This is a genomic window from Halorussus salinus (genome assembly GCF_004765815.2).
Taxonomy (GTDB): Archaea; Halobacteriota; Halobacteria; order Halobacteriales; family Haladaptataceae; genus Halorussus; species Halorussus salinus.
Map to the genome: position 1 here is coordinate 425,927 of NZ_SBIS02000008.1, position 20,288 is coordinate 446,214.

General features: G+C 65.0%; 22 protein-coding genes and 1 pseudogene. 16 read left to right on the forward strand and 7 right to left on the reverse strand.

What is annotated here, in order from left to right; translation table 11 throughout:
* Positions 1-48 precede the first annotated feature (48 nt).
* Entirely contained in the window at positions 49-768 is a 720-nt protein-coding gene (locus EPL00_RS19010; protein ID WP_202932698.1) for a uracil-DNA glycosylase family protein, read from the forward strand.
* Positions 769-784: 16 nt separating this feature from the next.
* On the opposite strand, the gene EPL00_RS19015 is transcribed toward EPL00_RS19010, so the two are convergent.
* A complete protein-coding gene (locus EPL00_RS19015; RefSeq protein ID WP_162224272.1) occupies positions 785-955 on the reverse strand; it encodes a hypothetical protein in 171 nt (56 codons plus the stop codon).
* Between the two features lie 147 nt (positions 956-1,102).
* Between EPL00_RS19015 and EPL00_RS19020 the strand changes: the two genes are divergently transcribed.
* Together EPL00_RS19020 and EPL00_RS19025 are read left to right on the forward strand one after the other, a co-directional pair.
* Positions 1,103-1,540, forward strand: coding sequence for a DUF1810 domain-containing protein (locus EPL00_RS19020; protein ID WP_135853981.1), 438 nt, complete (start codon positions 1,103-1,105; stop codon positions 1,538-1,540).
* Positions 1,541-1,615: 75 nt separating this feature from the next.
* Complete coding sequence (locus EPL00_RS19025) at positions 1,616-2,062, forward strand: spore germination protein GerW family protein (RefSeq protein ID WP_135853980.1); 447 nt, start codon at positions 1,616-1,618, stop codon at positions 2,060-2,062.
* Positions 2,063-2,070: 8 nt separating this feature from the next.
* Here the strand turns inward: EPL00_RS19025 and EPL00_RS19030 are convergent, their stop codons facing one another.
* Both EPL00_RS19030 and EPL00_RS19035 read right to left on the reverse strand, forming a co-directional pair.
* A complete protein-coding gene (locus EPL00_RS19030) occupies positions 2,071-3,300 on the reverse strand; it encodes an FAD-dependent oxidoreductase (protein WP_135853979.1) in 1,230 nt (409 codons plus the stop codon).
* A gap of 147 nt (positions 3,301-3,447) precedes the next feature.
* A complete protein-coding gene (locus EPL00_RS19035; protein ID WP_135853978.1) occupies positions 3,448-3,627 on the reverse strand; it encodes a hypothetical protein in 180 nt (59 codons plus the stop codon).
* Between the two features lie 221 nt (positions 3,628-3,848).
* Here EPL00_RS19035 and EPL00_RS19040 point away from each other — a divergent pair, with 221 nt between their 5' ends.
* The 9 genes from EPL00_RS19040 (at position 3,849) to EPL00_RS19080 (ending at position 11,567) form a co-directional block, all read left to right on the forward strand.
* Positions 3,849-4,529, forward strand: coding sequence for an energy-coupling factor ABC transporter permease (locus EPL00_RS19040; RefSeq protein WP_135853977.1), 681 nt, complete (start codon positions 3,849-3,851; stop codon positions 4,527-4,529).
* Positions 4,529-4,858, forward strand: a complete 330-nt coding sequence (locus EPL00_RS19045) for a cobalamin transport operon protein (RefSeq protein ID WP_135853976.1) — start codon at positions 4,529-4,531, stop codon at positions 4,856-4,858. The genes EPL00_RS19040 and EPL00_RS19045 overlap by 1 nt, the downstream gene beginning before the upstream one ends.
* A complete protein-coding gene (locus tag EPL00_RS19050; protein WP_135853975.1) occupies positions 4,855-5,667 on the forward strand; it encodes an energy-coupling factor transporter transmembrane component T family protein in 813 nt (270 codons plus the stop codon). Before EPL00_RS19045 ends, EPL00_RS19050 begins: the two co-directional genes overlap by 4 nt.
* A 68-nt stretch (positions 5,668-5,735) precedes the next feature.
* A complete protein-coding gene (locus EPL00_RS19055) occupies positions 5,736-6,533 on the forward strand; it encodes an energy-coupling factor ABC transporter ATP-binding protein (protein ID WP_135854358.1) in 798 nt (265 codons plus the stop codon).
* Between the two features lie 176 nt (positions 6,534-6,709).
* The gene (locus EPL00_RS19060) at positions 6,710-7,753 is read left to right on the forward strand and encodes an ABC transporter substrate-binding protein (RefSeq protein WP_135853974.1); all 1,044 of its coding nucleotides are present in this window, start codon (positions 6,710-6,712) and stop codon (positions 7,751-7,753) included.
* The gene (locus tag EPL00_RS19065; RefSeq protein WP_135853973.1) at positions 7,750-8,625 is read left to right on the forward strand and encodes an ABC transporter permease; all 876 of its coding nucleotides are present in this window, start codon (positions 7,750-7,752) and stop codon (positions 8,623-8,625) included. The genes EPL00_RS19060 and EPL00_RS19065 overlap by 4 nt, the downstream gene beginning before the upstream one ends.
* Positions 8,616-9,488 (forward strand): ABC transporter ATP-binding protein, encoded by an 873-nt coding sequence (locus tag EPL00_RS19070; RefSeq protein WP_238398254.1) that lies wholly within the window; start codon positions 8,616-8,618, stop codon positions 9,486-9,488. Before EPL00_RS19065 ends, EPL00_RS19070 begins: the two co-directional genes overlap by 10 nt.
* 100 nt (positions 9,489-9,588) lie before the next feature.
* Positions 9,589-10,281, forward strand: coding sequence for a hypothetical protein (locus tag EPL00_RS19075; RefSeq protein WP_135853972.1), 693 nt, complete (start codon positions 9,589-9,591; stop codon positions 10,279-10,281).
* The gene (locus EPL00_RS19080; protein WP_135853971.1) at positions 10,278-11,567 is read left to right on the forward strand and encodes a hypothetical protein; all 1,290 of its coding nucleotides are present in this window, start codon (positions 10,278-10,280) and stop codon (positions 11,565-11,567) included. Before EPL00_RS19075 ends, EPL00_RS19080 begins: the two co-directional genes overlap by 4 nt.
* 203 nt (positions 11,568-11,770) lie before the next feature.
* Here the strand turns inward: EPL00_RS19080 and EPL00_RS19085 are convergent, their stop codons facing one another.
* Entirely contained in the window at positions 11,771-12,229 is a 459-nt protein-coding gene (locus EPL00_RS19085; RefSeq protein WP_135853970.1) for a PH domain-containing protein, read from the reverse strand.
* Between the two features lie 269 nt (positions 12,230-12,498).
* Here EPL00_RS19085 and EPL00_RS19090 point away from each other — a divergent pair, with 269 nt between their 5' ends.
* The 3 genes from EPL00_RS19090 to EPL00_RS19100 all read left to right on the forward strand — a co-directional run bounded on the left by EPL00_RS19090 (position 12,499) and on the right by EPL00_RS19100 (position 16,843).
* A complete protein-coding gene (locus tag EPL00_RS19090) occupies positions 12,499-13,356 on the forward strand; it encodes a hypothetical protein (RefSeq protein WP_135853968.1) in 858 nt (285 codons plus the stop codon).
* Positions 13,357-13,821: 465 nt separating this feature from the next.
* Positions 13,822-15,123 (forward strand): MFS transporter, encoded by a 1,302-nt coding sequence (locus tag EPL00_RS19095; protein ID WP_135853966.1) that lies wholly within the window; start codon positions 13,822-13,824, stop codon positions 15,121-15,123.
* Between the two features lie 466 nt (positions 15,124-15,589).
* Positions 15,590-16,843: a COG1470 family protein gene (locus EPL00_RS19100; protein ID WP_202932699.1), complete on the forward strand. Its 1,254-nt coding sequence runs from the start codon at positions 15,590-15,592 to the stop codon at positions 16,841-16,843.
* 22 nt (positions 16,844-16,865) lie between these two features.
* Here EPL00_RS19100 and EPL00_RS24195 read toward each other — a convergent pair.
* The 3 genes and pseudogenes from EPL00_RS24195 to EPL00_RS19110 form a co-directional block, all read right to left on the reverse strand.
* Positions 16,866-17,024 (reverse strand): annotated as a pseudogene (locus EPL00_RS24195) (FxLYD domain-containing protein); the annotation flags it as partial.
* A 147-nt stretch (positions 17,025-17,171) separates the two neighbouring features.
* On the reverse strand, positions 17,172-18,035 hold the full coding sequence (locus EPL00_RS19105; protein ID WP_135853964.1) for an ABC transporter ATP-binding protein: 864 nt from the start codon (positions 18,033-18,035) through the stop codon (positions 17,172-17,174).
* Positions 18,032-18,910 carry a hypothetical protein gene (locus EPL00_RS19110; protein ID WP_162224273.1) on the reverse strand — a complete coding sequence of 293 codons (879 nt, stop codon included), beginning with the start codon at positions 18,908-18,910 and terminating at the stop codon, positions 18,032-18,034. Before EPL00_RS19110 ends, EPL00_RS19105 begins: the two co-directional genes overlap by 4 nt.
* Before the next feature lie 286 nt (positions 18,911-19,196).
* Between EPL00_RS19110 and EPL00_RS19115 the strand changes: the two genes are divergently transcribed.
* The gene (locus EPL00_RS19115; protein ID WP_135853962.1) at positions 19,197-20,075 is read left to right on the forward strand and encodes a transcriptional regulator; all 879 of its coding nucleotides are present in this window, start codon (positions 19,197-19,199) and stop codon (positions 20,073-20,075) included.
* The last annotated feature ends 213 nt before the right edge of the window (positions 20,076-20,288 follow it).

Genomic DNA, 20,288 nt, shown 5'->3' on the forward strand with positions numbered 1-20,288 from the left:
AATTAATAAACCGGGGCGGATTTAACCGCCAGTCCACTATTCGCGCCCGTGAAGAACGTCACGGACAGAACCAGCAACCCCTTCGGGATGCGGCCGCCCTGCCCCCACGAGTGCGCGTCGGGCGTCAGCGCGGTCTACGGCTACGGCGACGCCAACGCCGACTTTCACCTAATCGGCGACTATCCGGGCGTCCACGGCGGCGAGGAGACCGGCGTCCCCTTCACGGGAAGCCTCACGGGCGAACGACTCCAACCGGTCCTCAACGAGGTCGGTCTCGTCGGCGACACCTACAGCGACGACCCGGCGCTGGCCGACTGCTTTCTGAGCTATCGGCACATGTGCTGTCTGCCGGACGGGGACGCGCCGACCGAGGCGGACTACGACCGACTCGAACCCTTCTTCGACGCGGAGTTGCGCGCCATCGCGGCCCACGTCCTCCTCCCGGTCGGCGAGCGCGCGACCCGACACGTCTTGCGTACCTACGCGGCGCGCGAGGCCCTGCTCGACGCGCCAGCGGACTCGGCGGACGGCGATTCGCCGGACGGCGAATCGCCAGCGGACGCGTCGGACCGCATGGCCGACCTCCACGCCGACCACGTGCCGGGCCGGGGCTTTCTGGTGATTCCGGTCCGCGAACCCGCCGAGTGGGACGAGGGCGACGCCGAGGAACTGGTCTCCTCGCTGTCGGACCTGCTGGCGACCGACTACCGCCAGACCGCCGACCTCGGGCGGTTCCTCGCGGAACACGACACCTACGAGGTGCGGTGAGTCCGCGAGCAGTTCGCTACTCCTCGCCTGCGAGTCCGAGGAGACCGACGAACGCTCCGAGAGTCATCACTAACAGTCCGAAAACGCTGACGAGTTTCGATGCCCCGTAGAACTGTGGTCCGTTCAGCGAGACGAAGCCACCGAAGACGACCGATAGCAGTCCGAACCGATAGGTGTCTCTCGACATGTTCGTTCGTGATATTCTGGTCTCAAAAAGTTGGTGTCGAGTCGGTCGGGGCGTCCGACGTTCTCTAACCGGGGGACCCGACCGCGAATTCGAGTCACCGGACTGTTTTAGTAGCAGTTACTCGAAAGAAACGAATCGAGACGGAGAATGACGAGTCCCGAGGAGCCCCACGACCTACAGCGATTCGTCGAGGCCCAGAATCCAGTGATGGACGAAGTCAAGAAGGAACTGCGGTCGGGCCGCAAGCGGAGCCACTGGATGTGGTTCGTCTTCCCGCAGATGGAGGGCCTCGGCCGGAGCGAGATGGCTCGACGCTACGCGATTTCCTCCCGAGGAGAGGCCGAGGCCTACCTGTCACACCCGGTACTGGGTCCCCGCCTGCGGGACTGCACAGAGTTGGTGAACGCCATCGACGGGCGCTCGGCGAACGAGATATTCGGGTCGCCCGACGACCTGAAGTTTCGCTCCTCGATGACGCTGTTCGAGGCGGTCGCGGACGATTCGGCCCCGTTCCGGACGGCGTTGGACCGGTACTACGACGGCGACCGCGACCGGAAGACGCTGGACCTGCTGGAAGACGCCTGAAAGCAATCGCCTCGGCGAACCCGCGGGCCAATCTCTTTGCCGCTCTGCGTCGAACCTGTCGGCGGTGAAACACCGATGAGTGCCACGCAGTTAGATTCCCTGATGGAACACCTGAACGGGAGCGCGAACGTCCGAGCCGTCTTCGGCGACCCGATAGAGCGCGACGACCGAACCGTCGTCCCGGTCGCGCGCGTCGCCTTCGGGTTCGGCGGCGGGTTCGGCGAGAGCCACGGCGTCGAGTCCGACGACCGAGACGACGAGGAGCGCGGCGCGACGCCCGGCGAACGCGACGAGGAGGCCGGGGCCGACGACCGAGGCGAGGCGGACGGCGACGACCGAACCGGCGTCGCCGAGAGCGAGGGTGGCGGCGGTGGCGGCGGCGGCGTGGCCACCCCGGTCGGCGCGCTCGAAATCGGCGACGACGGGACCCGGTTCGTCCGGTTCGGGGACCGGCGGCGGTCGCTCGCGTTGCTGGTCGCGGGGTGCGTGGTCGGATGGCTGGCGGGTCGCCGAGCGCGGTAGAAGCCGAGCTATCGGGCACCGTCGGGCGGCCGAACCACGTCTTCGTCGGTCACGCTCCGGCCGTCGAACTCCGCGACGAGCGCGTCGAGTCGCTCGGGGTCGTCCGCGCCGAGGAGTTCGCGGTCCGCCGTGACGCACTCCGCTTCGACGCCGAGTCGGTCGCACACGAGGTCGGCGGTCGCCGCCGCCATCCGGCGGTACGTGGTCAGTTTCCCGCCGACGATGCTGGCGAAGTTCGCCACGCCGTCCTCGGCGTGGTCGAGTCGGAAGAACCCCCGCGAGATGCCGCGCCCGCCGCGGTCCTCCTCGTCGGGGCCGTACAGCGGTCGGACGCCCCACCACCGCCGGAGTTCCGGAGCCTCCGCGACCGGCGGGAGCATGGCCGCGCACTGGCGGACGGTCTCATCGACCTCCCACTCCGCGGTCTCGTACTCGTCGGGGTCCTCGACGCGGACGCTTGTGGTTCCGAGGACGACCTCCGAGTCGTGGGGCACCACGATGTCGCCGTCGTCCGGCGCGCGACAGCGGTTCAAGACGGGTCCCAGACCGTCGTAATCGACCGAAATCATGACGCCGCGAGTGGGTCGCATCTCGACGGACACGTCGGCCATCGCGGCGACCTCTCCGGCCCACGCTCCGGCCGCGTTGACGACGTACTCGGGTTCGATTCGGCCGCCGACCGACCCGCCCAAATCGACGCCGGTGATGCGTCCGTCCGAGACGGTCACGCCTTCGACCGGCGCGTGGGGGTGAATCGTGGCCCCGTGGTCGCGGGCGTCGGCCGCGTTCGCGGCCACCAGTCGGGAGGGGTAGACCACCGCGTCTGGCACCTCCATCGCGCGCTCGACCTCCGACGAGAGGTCGGGGACCCGCTCGCGGGCCTCGTCGCCGTCGAGGAGTTCCGTCGGAATCCCGACCTCCTCGCAGGCCTCGCGCTTCGCCTCGAAGTAGGCGGGGTCGTCGTCCGCGAGTTGGACGAACAACCCGCCCGCGTCGCGGAGGCAGGCCCCGGCGATGTCGCGCAGGACGCGGTTCTCCTCGATGCACTCCTCGGCACCGACCGGGTCGGACTCGGCGTAGCGCGCCCCGCTGTGCAACAGGCCGTGCGAGCGGCCCGAGGTCCCGCTCGACAAGCCGCCGCGGTCCACGAGCGTCGCGTCCACGCCGCGCAACGCGAGGTCGCGCGCGATTCCGGCCCCGGTCGCGCCGCCGCCGACGACGAGGACTGTCGTCTCCATACCGGTCCTTCGAGTAGACGAGTAAGTGTCTGACGGCGACGGCGGGAGGTGCCGAGGCAGGGTCCGCCGCGAGCCGAACGCCGGAGGACCGAAGGGCGGAACCGAAGGGCCGAACCGGACCGAAGGGCCGGACCGAGGAGTCCCGCCTCAGTCGTGGCGGTGGGGCCAGTCCTCGATGGGAGTGAACGCGCTCTCCCCGCACGCCCCACAGCCCTCGGGCGCTTCGTACCGGTGGCCCGAGTCGGTGTGTTCGACCACGGTGCCAGCGTGGACCGTTTGACACGCGTTACAGACGAACAGCCTCGGATGCTCGGGTTGGTGAGCCATGAGAACATTCCACGCGTTCCACCGGCATAAGTCTCCACTCCTCGCCGGTCGCCGCGGGGAGTCGGCGAGCGACCGGTCGAATCGACCAGTCACCGGGACGACCGCCGCGCCGACGGAGTGCGTCGTTATCAATATTCTATCCCAGTTAGATAGTGGTTATTATCCTATCTGGATTCATACGGCAACTTTATTATATTGGTACCCTATATTGTTAATCAGATATGGCGCACATTCACCTCGGCGAAGGCTCGTTCCCGCTGTGGGCGCTCGCTCTCTGGACGACGCTCGCCGTCGGACTCGTCGGTACCGTCGTGTACCGCGTCCGCAAGGGCGGTATCGAGACGCATCAAATCGCGCTCGCCGGAATCGGCGCGGCCGCGAGTTTCGCAATCTTCCAACTGAACATCCCCGTGTGGGGCGGCATCCACATGAACCTGACCGGTCTCGTCGGCATCCTCGCCGGGCCACTGCTCGGCGCGCTCATCGCGCTGGTCGTCAACATCTTCTCGGCGGCGCTCGGCCACGGTGCCGTGGGCCTCCTCGGGGCGAACACACTCGTCAACGCGAGCGAGGCCATCGTCGCCTACTACGCCTTCAAGACGCTCGTCGGTCAGGACTGGGACATCTTCCCCGCGAGCGCGAGCGCCGCGACGCTGGGCCTGACGGCTGGCGCGTTTCTGATGGGCGCGATTATCGTCGTCAGCGGCGTGAACGGGAGCGCGTTGCCCCGTAGCGACCTGACGATAGCCGTCGCCGGACTGGTCGGTCTCAACCTCGGCGTCGCCGTGATAGAGGGCATGCTGACCGGCTTCATCGTCCAGTTCCTCGCGTCGGTCCGCCCCGACCTCGTCGGTCTCGGCGACCGCGAGACCTGCGAGAAGTCCGCGGGGGTGACCGCCTGATGCGACGCTGGAAGCAGTACGGCGGTCTCGCCGGTCTGTTCGCGGTCTGTCTCGCGGCCGGTCTCTGGGGGTTCCGTTCGACCGGCGGGTCGCTCCCGTGGGCCAAGCGGTCGGCGAAGGCGCTCCAGCGCGGCGTGAAGGACGGCGGCGGCGCGCTCGTTGACTTCGGTCGCGGCATCGTCGTCGCTGGCCCCATCCGGAAGGGCGGGCTGATGCTCGAATTTTTCGGCGTCGTCGCCCTGCTGGCCGTGGTCGGCATCGGACTGTACGTCTACGTAGACCGGTACCGCGGTCTGGATAGCACGGGCCGCGCGCCCCGACAACCGTGACGACGCTCTCGAACCACGTCCCGGACCCGCGGCTCGTCACGGCGTTCGCCGAGCGCCGGGACGGCCCGCTCCACCGCATCAACCCGTGGACGAAAGTCGGCGTCGTCGGGGCGCTCGTCCTCGCGGTGACGGTGTTCGACAGGCTCGCACTACTGGCCGGTCTCTACGCCACCGTTCTGGCCGTGTACGGTCTCGCAGGCCTGCCGTATCGACGCTTGGCTGGCTGGTACACGCTCCCGGCGCTGTTCGTCGTCTCGGTCGCGGGACCGCTCGCATTCCTCGAACCGGGGACGCCCATCGGCGGCGCGCTCGCCACGCCCGTCGGCGAACTGTCGGTGACGCGGGCCGGACTCGCGCTGTTCGCGGAACTCAGCTTCCGGTCGCTGACCGTCGTCACGTTCGCCCTCACCGCGTCGATGACCACGAAATACACCCACGTTGCGTACATGCTCGGCCGACTGCTTCCCCGGCCCATCGACCAAATCGCGTTGCTCACCTATCGGTTCACCTTCGTCATGCTCGAAACCCTCGAAGACCTCGTGAAGGCCGCGCTCTCCCGCGGCGCGAACTTCTCGGAGTTCTGGTCGAACAAACGCCTCTACGCGCGGATTCTCGGCATGACGATGCTGTCGGCAATCGAGCAGTCCGAGCGGTTGGTCAAGTCGATGGAGGCCCGCGGCTACGACGGCGACATCACGCTGTACGGCGACGTGCCGCGTCCGCCCGTCGGCGAACTCCTGCTGGTCGCCGGAGCGTACGTCGCGGTCGTCGGCTACGCGGCAGTCGCGGTCTACGGAGGAGGACTGTGACCCGCGACGAATCGCCGCTCGTGGACCTCCAGTGTGGTGCCCACACCTACCCCGACGGGACGGTCGGGATGCACGACGTGGCGTTCAGCGTCTCCCCCGAGGAGGTCGTCGCGCTCGTCGGCGGCAACGGCGCTGGGAAATCGACGCTCCTCGAACATCTCAACGCGACGCTCGTCCCGGACGACGGCGAGTTGGTTGTCGATGGAACCCCCATCACGGAAGACAACGAGGCTCACGCGCGCAAGGAGGTCGGCTTCGTCTTCCAAGACGCCGACACGCAACTGGTCGCGCCCACGGTGCTGGACGACGTGATGTTCGGCCTTCGGAACTACGGCGTGCCCGGCGACGAGGCGAGAACGCGCGCTCGGGAGGCGCTGGCGACCGTGGACGCCGGGCATCTCGAAGACCGCATCCCCCACTACCTGAGCGGCGGCGAGAAACGACTCGTCGGACTGGCGGGCGTCCTCGCGCTCGAACCGAGCGTGGTCGTCTTGGACGAACCGCTCGCGGGTCTCGACCCCGAGCGGTCCCGACTGGTCGCCGAGCGCGTCCGCCAGATTCACGCGGAGGGCATCAGCGTCGTCCTCTCGACCCACGACCTCGACTTCGCCGCCGAGGTCGCCGACCGCGTCTGCGTGATGAGCGACGGCAACGTCGCCGGGAGCGGAACGCCCCGCGAGGTGTTCTACGACGGCGCGCTGTTAGAGGAGGCGAACCTCCACCCGCCGAGCGCGGTGCGGGTCGCCCGCGACGCAGGACTGGACGCCGAATCGCGGCCCGTGACCGAGCCGGAACTCGTGGCGCTCCTCGGGGAGACCGACGATTCGCAGGGCGCGGAGACCCCCTCGCTCGACGGCGACGACTGACTCCTCTTCTCGATACTCGCGGCGTCTTCTCGGTGGAGCCGATTCCGACTGTCCAGTTCGTGCGGCCAAATGGCGAGTACGCCCGTCCGATAGCGGAGAGACCGACGCCGCGTTATATGAAAAGTAGAGATAAAATTAGCAACTTTTATTATAACTACCCCTATTGTTATTATTCAATGGGAGGACACTCGCGTCGTAGATTCCTTCGGAACGGAGCGGCAGTCCCAACGGTCGGCCTCGCGGCGACGGCCGGTTGCGTCGGGTCGCTCACCGGAAGTGGCGACGGTAGTCTCGACGGTCTCACCGTCGCGTACGTGCCGATTTACCCGAACGTACAACACTACGTGATGCAAGCGGAGGGCTTCTACGACGACGTGCCCGCCGAGGTGACGGCGAAGCGATTCTCCTCGGGACCGGGCGTCGTGAAAGCGTTCGCCAGCGACGAGGTGGACGTTGCCCTCTTCGGCATCACGCCCGCGATGGTCCTCGCGGACAAGGGCAAACAGGCGGGCGTCCTCGCCGCGAACTCCCGCGAAGGGTTCAAAGTGATGGGTACCGCGGAGTTCGCGGACCTCTACGAGAAACACGGCGAGCGAGCGTTCTCGACGTTCGAGGAACAGAAGGGACGCAAAGTCAGATTCGGCGCACCGCCCGATGGTAGTGTCCCGGATGTGGTGCTACGCTACTGGCTCGAAGAAGCTCTCGGACTCGGGAAACTGGAGTCGGTCGTCTCGAAGTCGAAGGTGCCGCCCGCGAAGGCCCCTCAGACGATGCAAGCAGGCGATATCGACGCGACGGTGATTCAGGAACCGTTCGCGACCGTCGTCGGCAACGACGACGGTTTCCGCGAACTCGCGTGGTCGGGAGAGATACTCGACGGCCATCCCGTCACGGTGCTGTTCGCACAGAAGCGCGTTCTCGACGCGACGGAGACCGCACAAGCCCTCGTCTCGGCGCACGTCGATGCGACGGAGTTCGTTCGAGACAACCCCGAGAAGGCCGCCGAGGACGCCAGCGCAGTCATCGGGTCGGGCGTGAGCGACGACCTCGCAATCGCGGCGATGGAGTCGAAAGCGTCGAGCTACCTCTCGGACCCCCACGCGATTACGAGTCAGACCGAGCAGATGGCCGAATACGTCGCCGCCGTCGGTAACACGGACGAGGTCGTCTCGAACGAGAAGCTGTTCCACTTCGAGGCCTACGACGCCGTCACAGAATGAGTCTCGGAACCGACGCCGACGCCGCCGACTCGAACGGCGACGCGAACGCCGACGACCCGAGCGCGAACGGCGGACTCTTGAGGAAGCGAGACCCGGCCCGTCTCGGTCGCGGCGCGGTCGGTGTCGCGGCGTTTCTCGCGGTCTGGTGGGTCGGCGCGCAGGTGACGACGCCGTCGTATCTCCTGCCCGGCCCGGTCGCGTCCGCGAAGGCGTTCGCCGACCTGTTCGTCCAGACCGAGCCGACGACGCTTCCCGCGGTGGGGAGCGTCGGCGTCCCGGTCGGGTTGTTCAAACTCGGCCAGAGTCTCCTGCACTACGTGCCGGGACTGGTGGTCGGGAGCGTCGCCGGAATCGCGCTCGGCGTGGCGATGGGGTGGTCGGGCCGACTCGACGACTACCTCACCCCGGTCGTCCGCATCCTCCGGCCGATTCCACCGCTGGCGTGGGTCGTCTTCGCCATCCTCTGGTTCGGCATCCACCACACCGGCGCGGCGTTCATCGTCTTCGTCGGCGCGTTCTGGATCAACTTCTACGGCGCGTACAGCGGCGTCGAAGGCGTCTCCTCGGACTACACCGAGGTCGCGTCGAGTCTCGGCGTCGAAACCGACCGGGAGATGGTTCGGCTCGTGGTCCTCCCCGCGGCGGCACCGAGCATCCTCACCGCCTTCCGGACGAGCATCGGGCGGTGCTGGATGATAGTCGTCGGCGCGGAACTGTTCGGCGCGCCCGGCGTCGGCTACGAGATTATCAACGCCTCGAACAACCTCGCGGTGGACACGAGCGTCGCGTACATGCTCGTCATCAGCCTCGTCTACGTCGGCATGGACGTGGCGTTTCGAAACGTCGAACGGAGACTTCTCGCATGGCAATGACCGAAACGACCGAACGCTCGACCGAAGCCGACGGCGAATCGAAGACGGATAGCGAATCAAACACGGAGGGCGAATCGAACATCGAGGACAAATCGGCCGCCAGCGGCGAATCAGACACCGACGCGAAAATCGCGGTCGAGGGCCTCTCGAAGCGATACGACGCTCGCGGCGGCACCGTCGAGGCGCTCGCCGACGTGACCTTCGAGGTCGAAGACGGCGAACTCCTCTGCGTGGTCGGTCCCTCCGGATGCGGGAAGACGACGTTGTTCCGGACGATTGCGGGACTCGAATCCCCGACGAGGGGTCGCGTCACCGTCGATGGTGACCCGGTTACGGACCCCGGTATCGACCGCGGGATGGTGTTCCAGAACTACGCGCTGTTCCCGTGGCGGACCGTCCGCGGAAACATTCGGTTCGGTCTCGACCGGCCGACCTGCGACTGTCCGGACTGTGAAGCGCGCGTCGAGGAGTTGGTCGAACTCGTCGGACTCTCCGGGTTCGAGGAGGCCTACCCGAAGGAACTCTCCGGCGGCATGAAACAGCGCGTCGGCATCGCTCGCGCGCTGGCCGTCGACCCCGAAGTCCTCCTGATGGACGAACCGTTCGGGAGTCTCGACCCGGAGACCCGCGACCGACTGCACGCGGAACTGCTGGACATCTGGCGTGAGACGGACAAAACCGTCCTGTTCGTGACTCACGAGGTCGAGGAGGCGGTCAAACTGGGCGACCGCGTCCTCGTGATGGCGGCCGACCCCGGACGCGTCGCCGAGACCGTCGAGGTGTCGCTGGACCGCCCCCGCGAACGCGCGAGCGTCGAGTTCGTCGAGTACGTCTCCGAGATACGCGACCTGCTCGGGCACTGAGTCCCGCGGCGTCCCCAGCGTGACCCACGTCTACCCGTCCGCTGGCGGGCGAAACGTCACAAAGGATTTACCATCGGTGTTCGAACACCTCTTATCTCAGATGGTCCCGCTCACGCGCCGCCACCTCCTCCACGTAGCGACAGCGATTACCGGCGGACTGGCCGGGTGTAGCCGGTTCACCGGCGGTGAAAGCTCCTCGACGCGCTCGGTCTCCGGCGAGGAGTCGGCCCCTCCCGACGCCGACTCCCTGACCGACCCGCCGATGGTTCGCCGCCGGGCCGCCGAGGTTCCGATTCGGTTCGGGGACTCCGACCGCGAGAGCGGCGAGTCACCGGAACGGGACCGGCGCTCCTCGCTCGACCGGTACGAAGTCATCGACGCGCGGTCCACCGCCGACCGACTCGCGGTCGCCGACGGTATCGACGGCGAGCCAGTGTCGTCGTTCGTCTCCGCGACGGATTTCGACAGCGAGACGCTCTACTTGGAGACCCAACAGGTCGAGGAGTGCTTCCGACTGCGCCTCTGCTCGATATCGTGGCAGTCGAACAAAATTCAAACCGACTACGTGCGCCCGCTTCGGCCCTACGACGAGCGGTGTACCGCCGACGAACCCGCCTTCGAATCGCGCCTGATTCGGCTCCCGGTCGCCCTCGACGCGGACGCGGTCAACTCCTACGGGTCGAGCATCAGCGGGAGGAGTCGCTGTGACGGCGGCGGGTCGGTCCGTGCCGAGGCGTCGAGCGGGAGTTCCGATTCGACGGCGACCCCAACGACCGAGGAGGGCGACCGATGACCGAGGACGGCACCGCGACGCGCCGGGGCGTTCTGGCGGCCGCCGGTGCGACGCTGGTCGCGGGCTGTAGCGAGTTCGGCTCGCTCGGCGACGAGTCCAGCGAGTCCGTCTTCGGCCACGAGTTGCCGGAGGTCACCGACGACGGCGACGCCGAACCGGTCCTCGCCGAGTCGATTCCCGTCACTATCGAGCGGTCGAAACTGGACGACGCGACGCGGCGCGTCAACGAGCTACTGGAGACGCTTCCGATGCCGTTCGGCCCCGAGAGCGTTCCGAACGGCCACGTGAGAGGGCGGCTCCTCGACGCCGCCAGCGACGCGACGGCGCGCGTCGAGGAGGCCCGGAGAGCGGGGACCCGCTTTGCCTCGCTTCGGTCGCTCCGCGAGGCGCGCGCCAGCGCCCGCTACGCGTCTGCCGGGTGGGGATTCGCCGACCGCGGCGTGACGCGGGCGGAGTTGGCGGCCGAACGCGAGCGCGCGCTCGACGAGGCCCGGACGCTCCGAGCGAACCACGAGTACCGCGGGACCGACCCGGTCCGCGCGGCGCTCGTCCACGCTCGCGTCGAGCGGAACCTCGACGGCCTCCTCGACGCTCGCACGCCGTCGAGCCGCGTCGAGGAGGGGACCCTGCTGGGAGTCGCCGAGTGGGGCGAACACGCCGAGGAGGCGACCGCCCTCGTCGCGGACACGCGCTATCTGTACGACCGATTCACGACCTCGCTCCCGTCCGACGCCGGGACCGTCGAGAAGCGACTCGCGACTGCGGCCGACCGCCTCGCGCGGGACCTCCGGAGCCGTCGAGCGGACCTGCCCCCGGAGCCGACCGAGAACGACCGCGATATCGCGTGGCGGCTCCGGTATCGGCTCCGCGACGACGCGGCGTCGAGTGCGGACCGGGTCGCCGACGCGACCGGTCCGGCCAGCGCGGTGGTGACCGCGACCGACGGACTCACCGATTTCCTCGCGTACGACCGCATCCGAGACCGAATCGACAGCGACGAGGAGTTCGGCGTCGGAGACGCGGCCGAGGTTCGGGCGGTGCGCTCGCAGGCCGTCGAGGCGATTCGGACGGCGCTCACGGAGAGTCCGCGACCGGAACTGGTCCGGCCGGTACTCGCGGACGCCGCGAGTTGGGTCGCCTTCGCGGACGAAGCCCTCGCGCGCTATCGCGGCGAGGTGCGACTCGCGCGACTCGACGACCCCCTGCGTCGGTACTACACCGCGACCGCCCGCGCTCGGAGCGCGCCGTCGGCGTGTCGGCGCGTTCTCGACGCGCTCGAACGCTGAACGGCGTTTAGACCGACGCAGACTCGCGTCCTCGCGGTCGGCCAGATACTCGCGGAGGTCGCTCTCGCCAGCCGAGCGGCGAGAGGCCGTTCTCGGCGGCGCGAATTCCGGTATCGAAATCGACGGGAAGATTCGTGTGTACGCGACGCAGAAGTTTCGTTGATGCTGTAGGACGAGATACCGAAATACTCGTCGGCGATTCGCTACACGCGTTGTTTCTGCGAGTCGATCTGCCGCTGGGTGGGGAGATACCAGAGGATCTCCTCGATGTCGGTCCCCTTCGAGATTTCGACCGAGAGGTTCGAACCGCCCGAAACGTGGAGTTCGAGAACCTGCGGCCGACGGAAGATTGCGAGGAGCGTGATGAGAACGCCGACGAGAATCGGAATCGTAAGGATGCCCAGCGCCAGCGTCCGAAGGTCGATCTGGCGACCGTACTCGACCGACGTGACGTTATCGAGCGGCACTTCGCGGAACCCGAAGCCGCCCGCCATCTTCTCGTGTACGAGGAGTCGCTGGTTGGTCACGTACCAGTGGGTTTCGCCGTATCCGAGAAGGGATTTTACCCAGTGAACGAGTCCGTTCGGCCGATGTTTGAAGGAATACGAGACCTCCTCGCCCTTCAGCATGTAATCGTCAATGTCGCTGCCTCTACTTGCCATCACGCATCCGTTTCGTCTCCGTTACTTATACCTACGGACGAAATATTTATTTCTGAGAATAAGAGCGAAGTAGCCGCTACGCAGCCGACTACATCGCAGTGACCTTCTCGCTCGGCGAGCGCCCGGTCCCGCTAATCGGACTCTCGACCTTCGTCGCTACGACCGTTCGGGCCTCCTCGGGCGAATACGCGTCGCTGCCGACCGCCGAGAACGCCTTCCGGCGAAGACGAACCGGAAAACATTCAGTTCGGTTGTTAGTCTGGAACGACATGCGACGCCGCCAGTTCCTCTCGTCCGGAGCCGCCCTCCTCTCGGTCAGCCTCGCCGGATGCGGCCACCCGTCCGTCGTTCTCGATATGAACGACGCGACAGCAGACGATATCGCCGACGAGGTTTCGATGGCTACCGAGCCGGGGTCCGAAGAACACGCGGTCGTCACGTCGGCCCGCGAGAACGGCTCGGCGACGCGGACCGGACGGTACGAGCTGTTCGACCACACCACCACCGTCCGGGTGAACGATACCTTCTATAGCGTTTCGGAGACGCGACTCCGGAGTAGCGAGGTGACGGTCTACGAGGTCCTCCTCGATTTCAATCCGGAGGAGACGACGCCGGAACTCGGCGAAATAGAGTACGACGACCTCCCGGAGGTGGACCGTGACCGCCTCGGTTCGATTCTCTCGGAGGAACCGCGGTCCAACCACGACGGGTACGACGTGGGCGTCGGGTACGGAAGCGCCGAGGAGGTGGGGAACGACTCGGTGTTCGTCCCGGAGCGACAGTACGACGTTCTCGTCCACGACGGGAACCGGTATCGCGTGGCAGTTGACTCCCGAGATGCAACCGAGGCGGAGTACCGATACGAGGTGACGGAGATCGCTGCCGACGTGGACACGTTCGCGGATCAGATTCGAGAGCAGTACCTGTTCGCGCTCACGGACCTGTCCGACGCCGAGCGGACGGTCGTCGAGGGTGCAATCGACGGCGGGTACTTCGAGGACGGTGATGCCTTTCAGGCGGTAATCGAGCGTATCCGACAGCACGAGGGCTTGAACGAGGACGATTTCTACGGGACGTGGCTCCTCGAATACGAGGATGTCGAGTATATCACCTACGCGGAATGGTGATTTCGGGTCAGAGAACGCCGACGTATTCTCGACTGCTCGCCCGACGGTCTTCCCCTCGTATATCAACTAAACGTAATAAAAATTTATCTAATATAAAGTATTTTATGTTTGTTTTTGTATGGTTGGATGGAATCAGTACACTTTTTGCCGACCGCCCAGATTTTCCTTGCGAGTCGTTCTATGCCCTGCTGGCCCACGGTACGGCCGGTGTTCGACCCCCTTTCCCCTCCCGCCGCGCGACGGGCCCGATAGCCGCAGCACTCGGGTTCGTTTCGCTACCTCCTCGGTAGTCGCACTCTCTCTCGACCAGACACACACACAGATGCTGACACCGATTGAGCCACCGGTTAACAACCGGGGCTCGCACGGCCGCGTACCGACATTCGAGTCGAAGTCGAAGTTGAAATTGAACTGCTCGTCCGAATCACGCTACGATGCGCTGACACTCCGCGAGGAGGGTCCGCGATGATGGCTGCGATGCGGTTGCTGGGGCGTAACCGAGATTTCCGTCGGTTCTTCGCTGGCCAGTTCGCGACGAACGCCGGGGATAGCCTCTATACGGTCGCCGTACTCTGGCTCGCCTTCGAGTTGAGCGGTTCGACCGTCGTCACCGGTGCCCTGAACGCGATACTCCTGCTCCCGTGGTTACTACAGCTGTTCGCCGGACCACTCGTGGACCGTCTGCCACTCAGGTTCCTCCTCGTCGGGTCACAGGTGGTTCAGGGCGTCGTTGTGCTCGTTCTGCCGCTCGCGGCGGTCACTGGACGGCTCAGCGTTGGCGTGTTGTTCGTCGTCGTTCCAGTTCTGATGGTTGCATCGTTGGTAATGGCGCCGATGGAGACCGCGCTACTCCCTCGTATCGTCGATGACGAGCGACTCTCCGAGGCCAATTCTGCCCTGTCGGCGGTGACGCTCGGACTGGATATGGTGTTCGACGCGATTGGGGGTGGTTTCATCGCTGTATTCGGAGCGACGGCACTCTTCTTCGCCGACTCGCTCACGTTCGCCGTTGCCGCCCTGTTGTTCGCCGGTATCACGCTGGGAACGCCGGTGCATCGAGACGAGCGAGAGCGGAGCGACGAATCCGAACCGACCGTCGAATCGGTACTCCGGTCGTACGTTTCGGATCTACGGGCAGGTGTGGAGGTCCTCCGCGGAACCCTCTTTATCGAACTGGTGCTGACGACTGCGGTGGTGAACTTCGCCACAGGAGTCACGCTGGCGATTCTGCCAGCGTTCGGCGACGGTCTCGGCGGACCCGGAATCTACGGCTTGCTGCTGGGAGCCCTCGGCATCGGGCGACTCGTCGGATCGATTGCTGGCCCCTCTGTAGAGGATATCCCCTACGGGTGGGTGTTGATCTCTCAGGGACTAGGTGCGGGTTGCTGGGTCTTGGCGGTGTTCGCTCCGACACCGGCACTCACGGTAGTTCTGTTCGGCCTCGCGTGGGTGCCCGCTGGCGCATCGGGCGTACTTACGTCGACGCTGAACCAGCGAGTATTCCCGGCCGACTTACTGGGCCGGGTCACTGCGACGAAGGGAACTGCTTCGGGGGCGACGCTCCCGCTGGGTTCACTCGTCGGCGGTATCATCGCCGAAACGCTTGGAACGACAACGACCATGGCGCTAGCAGCAAGCGGCTTTGCCTTCACGGCCGTCTACGTCCTCTTACGTCCGCAACTCCGACAACTTCCCGCTGTCGGGGCCGCAGTTCCAGACGACTTCGACTTGCGGACCGAGACGGAGTCGGACTCCTCACACGGTTAAAACGACACGGCGGACACCTACGTCCGTATTTTCAAGCCAGCAAGATACCTACCTACCGATTAGTAACGTCCTCGTTCGGATACCGGTTGGTCTCGTACAGAATGCGGTCACCCGTCCGACGCGCAAAAACACCTATTCGGACTCCTTACCGAACGACCGCTCCGTCCGACCCCGGACAGGCTCCGGCTACGAGGAGTTTCAAAGAGACGACTAGCCGTACACCCTAAGACAGTCCATAAATTTATGCCCTATTAGTAAGTATATTATAACACACTAGAGATATTTTCGCCTGTGAATGTATACTATTCATTCAAGACAGAAGTTATATGTATTGTCGCTAAGAATTGGGACACGAGCAACTCCGCCGCCCGACTGCCCTCCACGTAGGTAGTAGCTGGGAGCGTGAGTTGCAACGCAACCCATGAAACTACGAGTACTCGCATTAGTGGTGTTGGTCGTCGGTGCAATGCCAGCCGCCACAGCACAGACAACGGCACCCACCGACCCATCCACCCTGACCGATTCAGGCGTATCGTCCGTTCAAGAAACCACCGCGAATCAAACCCAGACAGTCAACGCCAGCACTACCTCGGACGGCTCCTCCTCCGAGACATCCAATTACACCAAACTCTACGTCGAGAGTGACTACGACCACCCCGACCTCAAACCCGGCGAGTCCACGGAATTCACCGTCACGGTGACAAACCGTGAGGACTCCGAAGTGACACTCGATCCTCACGTTTACATCCCGCCGACCGGGGAAAACCTCATCAAGAAGTCGTGGGTCACAATCGAGGGCGACTCGACCGTCGGCGCTGGCAGTGAAACCGAGTTCAGTGTTACGATTTCCGTGCCCGAGAGCGCCGAGACGGGCCACTATAGCGGTCAAGTCGCGTTCACCGACGAAACCGTGACTTACCCCGGTCGCCCCGCCCGACCCGTCCACGCCGCCAGCGTCCGCATCAACGTCTGGAAGAAGCCCACCGTCGAAATCGTCTCCGGGACGTACGTGACCGGACAGGTCGAAGCCGGTGACACCGCCACCAAGCAAATCGTCATCAAGAACACCGGCGACCAAGCCGTCCCGCTCAGCCCCCAGCTCAGCCAAGAACGCCACCGCTACGGCGGGAGTTCTTCGCAACTCGACCCCGCATGGCTCGATATCGACGCTCCTTCGACAATCGAATTGGGCGAAACTGCGACCGTCTCGGTCACGGTATCGCCCCCTGAGAGCGCCGACAGCAACCGATACAGCAGCCAGCTTGACCTCGGCCTGAAAGACCCCAACCGCGACGGCAACAACAACCACTGGCAACAGATCAATCTGAACTTCGAGGTTTGGAACCAGCCCGAGGAGCCCTTCACGACTTCCTTCGAGGTGAGTGAGGAAACCGAAAATATCACCCTCACGCTCGGGCCTCGAACGAGCTACTACAGTAGCACTGACACTACCCCGAGCTTCGACGTGACGTTCGTCGCGCCCGACGGCACTATGGTCACTGCTAAGCGCGTCGAAGTGACGAACAAGGGCTTCGTCGACCTGAGCGAAAGCAACAATCCTAACGTCCAGCAACAGGGCGCCTACGGCGTCCGGGGTGACGGGAAGAAATTCGTCTACCGCGTCGACGACCCTGACGCAGGCGCGTGGAACCTCAAGGTCATGCCCGAAAACGCCATCGGGTTCACCTACGAGATTACACGCAACGAAAACGAAGCCTAGATAATTCCAACCATCGACATTTTTATTCGTTTACTCGAACAGTGAGCGTGTAGTCCGCGACAGTTCGAGCGTCTTCACCCGTATCGGAGTGGACAACCTCGAAAGACCATGCCGAATCAGCCGACAGCTCGGGGGCATTCGTAGTGGCGCGGTCTAGTGTCTGGCCGTCGGCTTGCTGGAACGTTGCAGTTAGACCGGACCAATGACTACCTCGTCACCTGTGTTCTCTAATGTATACGATGGGATACGAGGTCAGTGGATAAATACGCGGTTGTAATCCGTTGAGACCACGCATCCATAGCCGAGCCACCGGACGATTCGCCCCCGCCTACCCACGGAGATGGGTGTAGTAATTGAACAGGTCGGCGTACGTCGGTTCGGTCACACGGGCGTCCGCGAGCCCGTCAGCTACCGCCGACGGGTCCGTCTCCGGTGCGAGGAGTCCCCGGACGACGCCGTCGCCCCTGAACACCCGCCCGTCGATTACGTCGTCGGCGATCGCGTCGGTGTTCCCCAGCGAGGTCTCGACCACCGGCGGGACCGACGATTTGATCTCCGCTGGCGTCCCCTCCGCCGCGACGCCGTCGTCGGTGAAGAATACGATGCGGTCGGCGACATCGGCGTCCATCGGAAGGTGAGTCGTCACGAGGACCGCCTTGCCGCGGTCGCGGAGCGTCGATAACCGGTGGTGGATCTCGCTCACCATCGTGAGGTCGAGGGCGGCAGTGGGTTCGTCGAGGACGTACAGCGGAGCTTCGACACTGAGGGAGATCGCGAGTTCGAGTTTCCGACGCATCCCGCCGGAGTAGTGTTCCACCCGGTCGTCAAGCCGCTCACCGATTCCGAACTCCTCGACCAGCGTCCGCCACCTGTCGGTGAACGACGGGTTGAGTCGGTCGTAAAACGCGATGTTCTCCCGTCCGGTTAGTCTGTCGAGAATTAGCGCGTCCTGAAGGAGGAAGCTCGTCGCACCGGGACTGGCGGCTGGCGGTTCGCCGTCAATCTCGACGGACCCTGCGGACGGAACTAGCCCGCCAGCGAGACAAGAGACCAACACGGACTTCCCCGTTCCGTTGGGTCCCATCAAGACGACGATCTCGCCGGTATCGACGGTCAGATCGATTCCGTCGAACACCGGGGTCCCACCGAACGATTTCGCGATATCTTCGGCGACGAGTACCGACTCGTTCATCGGAGGACCTCCTTGTCGTACAACTGCCACCGTGCGAGGGCCGTACCGACCGCCGCTGTTCCCGCGCTGTAGACGGCGAGCGTGGCGAGACGACCTGCTGTCCCGACGAAGTCGATGGCCGAGACCCCTTCCACGGTGACGAGTCGGACAGCCATCGCGCGCGTCGCGAGTACGTTCGGGAACAGTTGCACCACCGACTGGTCGAGGATCGCCACCGACGGCAGCATCCCGTTGTATCCGGTCAGCATGAACCCGAACACCGCCACAAGCGACAACGCGAACTGCGCGTACTGTTCGTTGTTCGCCGCAACGACGATGGGGATCGCGGCGGTCATAAGCACGACGCTCAGACCGAGGAGCGCGGCGACCACCGTCGCGGCTTGGACCACACTCCCGACGCCGAGCGGAGCGCCATCGAGGATGCCGACGGCGAGTCCGAAGATAAGCGCCAGTGCCGCCACCGTCGAACTAGCCGCCATCCGCCCCGCGAGGTCCGCCGAGGGACTCACCGCCATCGAACGGTACGCGCGAAATCGGTCGGCCTCCAAGTCGACGGCGAGCTGACTCCCGAACACGGTCAAAGAGGCGATCATCGCGCCCAAGGCGGCGATTCCGACAGCGAACAGCCCCTTGGTAGTCGGGTCGAACGACCGCGTCGCCGTCACGAGGAGGTACATCATCGGCGGGAGTCCGATGGCGACGCCGAGTACCGTCCAGCTTCGACTGACATCGCGGAGCGTCCGGTAGGCGAACCCGGCGGCCTGCGCTACCCAGACGGTGCCCGCCCGTTCGACCGGTGGCGCCGCACATTCACTCGACGGTAGCTCCTCCGAACTGGCTCCGACATCCTCCACTCTCGTGCCGCGGTCGCTCACGCGCAGCCACCTCTGGAGCCGCCGCTTTCCGGGCGAGCGACCGATATCACCGCGACGTTCGCAGCTCTTTCGACCGGACAGCTCCCAACGAGGACTGTTCGCGTCCGGGCGGTTCCCGTCCGGTTGGTGAGTCTTCCGGGGACGACCGGAGTCACCGCCGAGGGCGAATTCGACATGGGCGATGAGTGTGCAGGAACAGTGGTAAGTGTTATCTGCACGGCCATTAAGTTGGAAACCCTACATAAAAATCGGAATACGTACGGCGCAGAAACCCGCACTGGGGAGCATGACGGACCCTGCGGACGGATCATACGAGGACACGTACGCGGCGCTGACCGACGAGACGCGCGTTCGCATCCTATTCGCGCTCGCGGAGCAGTACGACGAGGCGTGGTCGTCCGGGTGGCTCTCGTTTTCGGAACTGCGCGAACGGGTCGGCGTCGAGGACACCAGCCGATTCAGTTACCACCTCGACGAACTCCAAGACACGTTCGTTCGCAAGGTCGACGGTCGGTACCGCCCGCGAGTGGCTGCCCTCGAAATCGTGTCGGTCATCCGATCAGGGACGTACGACGGCGATGCGGTTGCGGTCGATGAGCGAGAGACCGACTACGAGTGTCCTCACTGCCAGCGGGCGCTCGTCGCTTCCTACCGGGACCACCACCTGTACCTCGGTTGTCCGTCTCACGGAGCGGCGGTCGCGTATCCGACCCCGCCGCGAGCGATGACGGATCGAACGCTGGAGGAAACGATCGACATCTCGCTTCGCAAACACGCCTGCGACGTGCGACTCTTCCGCAACGGTCTGTGTCCACACTGCTGGGGCACCGCCGGTCTCTCGTTTCCGCGAGAATCCGCCCCGGACTCGTATCTCTTAGACGATATCGCGTACGCGACGGCGGCCTGCGATACCTGTTGGGTGTCGTATCCGCTCCCGGTCGCCCACGCGGTTCTCGGTCACCCCGCCGTCGAAAACCTCTACGCCGAGCGCGGACTCGGACCGGCGGACGCCCAGATTGGACCACACGACCTAGCTAGGGTAAGCGAGGTCACCGACTGCGAGGGCAAATCGCCAGCGGTCAGGCTTACCGTCAGTCTCGACGACCGACCGCTCGTCATCGAACTGGACGAGAGTTGCGCCCTCCTCGATCACTGGCGCCGATAGCAGTACTCACTTCGGTGGTTGTTTGCGCCAACGTCGAGCAAGGGTCAGTAATCTCGAGGAGAACGCCGCGATACTCGACATCGAAGGTTTCCCCATCGAAGGCGAGGTTCGTGGACCAGATGAGAGTAAGTCGAAATAGGGGATTGGAGGACGGACACTCCGCAGGAGGGTCGGGGGAAAGGGGATTTCTGCGGTATGAATCCTCCGTATCGC

Bases quoted from the DNA above. Each gene is read 5' to 3' on its own strand.
- EPL00_RS19015 (WP_162224272.1), bottom strand. From the start codon at position 955: ATGTCGAGAGACACCTATCGGTTCGGACTGCTATCGGTCGTCTTCGGT.
- EPL00_RS19020 (WP_135853981.1), top strand. From the start codon at position 1,103: ATGACGAGTCCCGAGGAGCCCCACGACCTACAGCGATTCGTCGAGGCC.
- EPL00_RS19025 (WP_135853980.1), top strand. From the start codon at position 1,616: ATGAGTGCCACGCAGTTAGATTCCCTGATGGAACACCTGAACGGGAGC.
- EPL00_RS19030 (WP_135853979.1), bottom strand. From the start codon at position 3,300: ATGGAGACGACAGTCCTCGTCGTCGGCGGCGGCGCGACCGGGGCCGGA.
- EPL00_RS19035 (WP_135853978.1), bottom strand. From the start codon at position 3,627: ATGGCTCACCAACCCGAGCATCCGAGGCTGTTCGTCTGTAACGCGTGT.
- EPL00_RS19040 (WP_135853977.1), top strand. From the start codon at position 3,849: ATGGCGCACATTCACCTCGGCGAAGGCTCGTTCCCGCTGTGGGCGCTC.
- EPL00_RS19045 (WP_135853976.1), top strand. From the start codon at position 4,529: ATGCGACGCTGGAAGCAGTACGGCGGTCTCGCCGGTCTGTTCGCGGTC.
- EPL00_RS19055 (WP_135854358.1), top strand. From the start codon at position 5,736: ATGCACGACGTGGCGTTCAGCGTCTCCCCCGAGGAGGTCGTCGCGCTC.
- EPL00_RS19060 (WP_135853974.1), top strand. From the start codon at position 6,710: ATGGGAGGACACTCGCGTCGTAGATTCCTTCGGAACGGAGCGGCAGTC.
- EPL00_RS19065 (WP_135853973.1), top strand. From the start codon at position 7,750: ATGAGTCTCGGAACCGACGCCGACGCCGCCGACTCGAACGGCGACGCG.
- EPL00_RS19070 (WP_238398254.1), top strand. From the start codon at position 8,616: ATGGCAATGACCGAAACGACCGAACGCTCGACCGAAGCCGACGGCGAA.
- EPL00_RS19075 (WP_135853972.1), top strand. From the start codon at position 9,589: ATGGTCCCGCTCACGCGCCGCCACCTCCTCCACGTAGCGACAGCGATT.
- EPL00_RS19080 (WP_135853971.1), top strand. From the start codon at position 10,278: ATGACCGAGGACGGCACCGCGACGCGCCGGGGCGTTCTGGCGGCCGCC.
- EPL00_RS19085 (WP_135853970.1), bottom strand. From the start codon at position 12,229: ATGGCAAGTAGAGGCAGCGACATTGACGATTACATGCTGAAGGGCGAG.
- EPL00_RS19090 (WP_135853968.1), top strand. From the start codon at position 12,499: ATGCGACGCCGCCAGTTCCTCTCGTCCGGAGCCGCCCTCCTCTCGGTC.
- EPL00_RS19095 (WP_135853966.1), top strand. From the start codon at position 13,822: ATGATGGCTGCGATGCGGTTGCTGGGGCGTAACCGAGATTTCCGTCGG.
- EPL00_RS19100 (WP_202932699.1), top strand. From the start codon at position 15,590: ATGCCAGCCGCCACAGCACAGACAACGGCACCCACCGACCCATCCACC.
- EPL00_RS19105 (WP_135853964.1), bottom strand. From the start codon at position 18,035: ATGAACGAGTCGGTACTCGTCGCCGAAGATATCGCGAAATCGTTCGGT.
- EPL00_RS19115 (WP_135853962.1), top strand. From the start codon at position 19,197: ATGACGGACCCTGCGGACGGATCATACGAGGACACGTACGCGGCGCTG.